A 2,983-nucleotide genomic window follows, 5' to 3' on the forward strand; every position below is an offset into this window, starting at 1 on the left:
AGGTGCAGGCCGCGCACGCACGGCGCTACCGGGCAACCCCAGGTGCTTGGCCAGGCGCGGCATGGAGACGCCCTGCGGATCGTCCAGTTCGGCCAGTGCCGACAGCAGCGCCGGTGAGAGCCCGCCGTCATGGCCCACCGGCACGGGCGGCGTCAAATGGCCGCCACGGCCGCGGGTTCCGCGGCGGCGGCCGTGTCTGCAGCATCTGCCGCCCCGGCCGCATGCGGCACCAGCACCACGGGGATCGACTTGGAGGTCGGCGTGCCCGCATTCAGCGCCACCGACGACAGGGGCACGAGCGGATTGGTCTCGGGGTAATAGGCAGCGAGGTTGCCGCGGGGAATGTCGTAGGCCACGAGCTTGAAGCGGTCGGCGCGGCGCTCCTGGCCGTCGCTCCACACGGTCTGGATGTCCACCCAGTCGCCGTCCTTCAGGCCGAGGGACCGAATGTCCTCCTCGTGGATGAACACCACGCGCCGCTGGCCGAACACGCCGCGGTAGCGGTCGTCGTGGCCGTAGATGGTGGTGTTGTACTGGTCGTGCGAGCGCGTGGTGAGCAGCGTGAACACGACGGTGTCGCGCCGCAGCGCGCGGGCCTGGTGCGAGGGCGTGTCCACCGGCACGGGGTGGGCGACGAAGCTGGCCTTGCGGCCGGCCGTGGCCCAGACGCGCTCGCTGGCGGTATTGCGCAGCCGAAAGCCCCCGGGCACGGCCACGCGCTGGTTGAAGTCCTTGAAGTCGGCGAACACGGCTTCGATCTTGTCGCGGATGCGGGCGTAGTCCTCGATGAGCCACAGCCACGGGGTGCGGCTGCGCCCGCCGATCGTGGCCGCGGCCAGCCGCGCGACGATGGCGGGCTCGGACAGCAGCTGGTCCGAGGCCGGCGGGTTGATGCCCATGGACAGGTGCACCATGCTCATCGAGTCCTCCACCGTCACGCCCTGCGGGCCGCCAGCCTGCATGTCGATCTCGGTGCGGCCCAGGCACGGCAGGATGAGCGCCTCGCGCCCGTGCACGATGTGGCTGCGGTTGAGCTTGGTGGTCACGTGCACCGTCAGGTCGCAGCGGCGCAGCGCCTTCCAGGTCTCATAGGTATCGGGCGTGGCGGCGGCGAAGTTGCCCCCCAGGGCGAAGAGCACGCGCCCCTTGCCGTCCAGCATGGCCTGGATGGCTTCCACGGTATCGACGCCGGGCTCGCGCGGGGGCTCGAAGCCGAACACCTCCTGCAGCTTGTCCAGCAGCGCGGCCGGGGGCTTTTCCCAGATGCCCATGGTGCGGTCGCCCTGCACGTTGCTGTGGCCGCGCACGGGGCACGGGCCCGCGCCGGGCCGGCCGATGTTGCCGCGCAGCAGCAGCCAGTTGACGATCATCTGGATGGTGGCCACCGAGTGCATGTGCTGGGTGATGCCCATGCCCCAGCAGGCGATCACGCGCTGGGCATTGCGGTACACCTCGGCTGCGGCGCGGATCTGCGCCTCGGGCAGGCCGGACTCCTCTTCGAGCAAAGGCCACGATTCGGCGCGCAGATCGGCCAGCAGGCCGTCGATGCCGGTGGTGTGCTCGGCGATGAAGGCATGGTCGAGCACGCCGCCGTCGCGGTCCTCGATCTCGATCAGGTGCTTCATCATCCCCTTGACCAGGGCCAGATCGCCCCCCACGCGCAGCTGGAAGTAATGCGTGCTGATGGGTGTCGAGCCCAGCGTGGCCATTTCCATCTTGCTCTGCGGGTCCTGAAAGCGCTCCAGCCCGCGTTCGCGCAGCGGGTTGAAGCTCACGATCTGCGCGCCGCGCTTGTGGGCCGCGCGCAGCTCGCCCAGCATGCGCGGGTGGTTGGTGCCGGGGTTCTGTCCGAAGATGAAGATGGCGTCGGCCTCCTCGAAGTCCTGCAGCGTGACCGTGCCCTTGCCCACGCCGATCTGCGGGCGCATGGCGCTGCCGCTGGGCTCGTGGCACATGTTGGAGCAGTCGGGAAAATTGTTGGTGCCGTATTCGCGCACGAACAACTGGTACAGGAAGGCGGCCTCGTTGCTGGCGCGGCCCGAGGTGTAGAAGATGGCCTCGTTCGGGCTGGGCAGCGCGTTCAGGTGCCGGGCGATGAGCGCGAAGGCATCGTCCCAGGCAATGGGCACGTAGTGGTCGCTGGCCGCGTCGTACACCATGGGGTGGGTGAGCCGGCCCTGGTCTTCCAGCCAGAAGTCGCTCTGCTCGGCCAGGGCGGCCACCGAATGCCGGGCGAAAAGCTCCGGCCCCGCGCGGCGGGCGGTGGCCTCGGCCGCCACGGCCTTGGCGCCGTTCTCGCAGAACTCGAAGGTAGAGGCATGGTTGCGGTCGGGCCAGGCGCAGCCGGGGCAGTCGAACCCGTCGGGCTGGTTGGCCGACAACAGGGTCTTGGCCCCCTTGAGGGGAATGTCCTGGTACTGCAGCGCGCGGCCGACGGAGCGCAGCGCGCCCCAGCCGCCGGCCGGGCCTTTGTAGAACTCGATTTTCTTGTCGGTCATCGTGGTCTCCTGCTCATCGGCGAAACGAACGGCGAAAGGGGTGGGCTCCCGAGGGAGCGACCGGGTTGGACACCGCCGCTCGCGCGGCGTTCCGCAGCGGCCACCATGCTAGGGCGTTTTGAAGGTGGCCGCAGCGTCGGCCAGGGCCGCGGCCTGCTCGCGCATGCGCAGGGCGGCGGCCGCGGCCTCCTCCACCAGCGCCGCATTCTGCTGGGTCATCTGCTCGATGCGGGCGACGCTCTGGTGGATGCCGTCGATGCCGCTGCTTTGCTGGCCGCTCGCTGCGGCAATGCCTTCGATCAGGTGCGTGACCTCGGCGATCGAATGGGCAATGCCCTGCATGGACTGGCGCGCATCGTCCACCAGGCCGCCCCCCGCGTCCACCCGCTCGACCGATGCGGCGATGAGGCCACGGATCTCCCGCGCGGCGTCGCCCGAGCGCTGGGCCAGCGCCCGCACCTCGCCCGCCACCACCGCGAAGCCCC

2 protein-coding genes are annotated in these 2,983 nt (G+C 70.2%); both read right to left on the bottom strand.

Annotated elements, in window-relative coordinates; all coding sequences use genetic code 11:
* Positions 1–152 precede the first annotated feature (152 nt).
* Complete coding sequence (locus AC27KI_RS21945; protein ID WP_487115819.1) at positions 153–2,498, bottom strand: FdhF/YdeP family oxidoreductase; 2,346 nt, start codon at positions 2,496–2,498, stop codon at positions 153–155.
* Positions 2,499–2,606: 108 nt separating this feature from the next.
* The coding region (locus AC27KI_RS21950; RefSeq protein WP_487115821.1) for a methyl-accepting chemotaxis protein at positions 2,607–2,983 on the bottom strand (377 nt) is incomplete at its 5' end.

The sequence above is a fragment of the Acidovorax sp. KPB24-03 genome (genome assembly GCF_057546605.1).

Bases quoted from the DNA above. Each gene is read 5' to 3' on its own strand.
- AC27KI_RS21945 (WP_487115819.1), bottom strand. From the start codon at position 2,498: ATGACCGACAAGAAAATCGAGTTCTACAAAGGCCCGGCCGGCGGCTGG.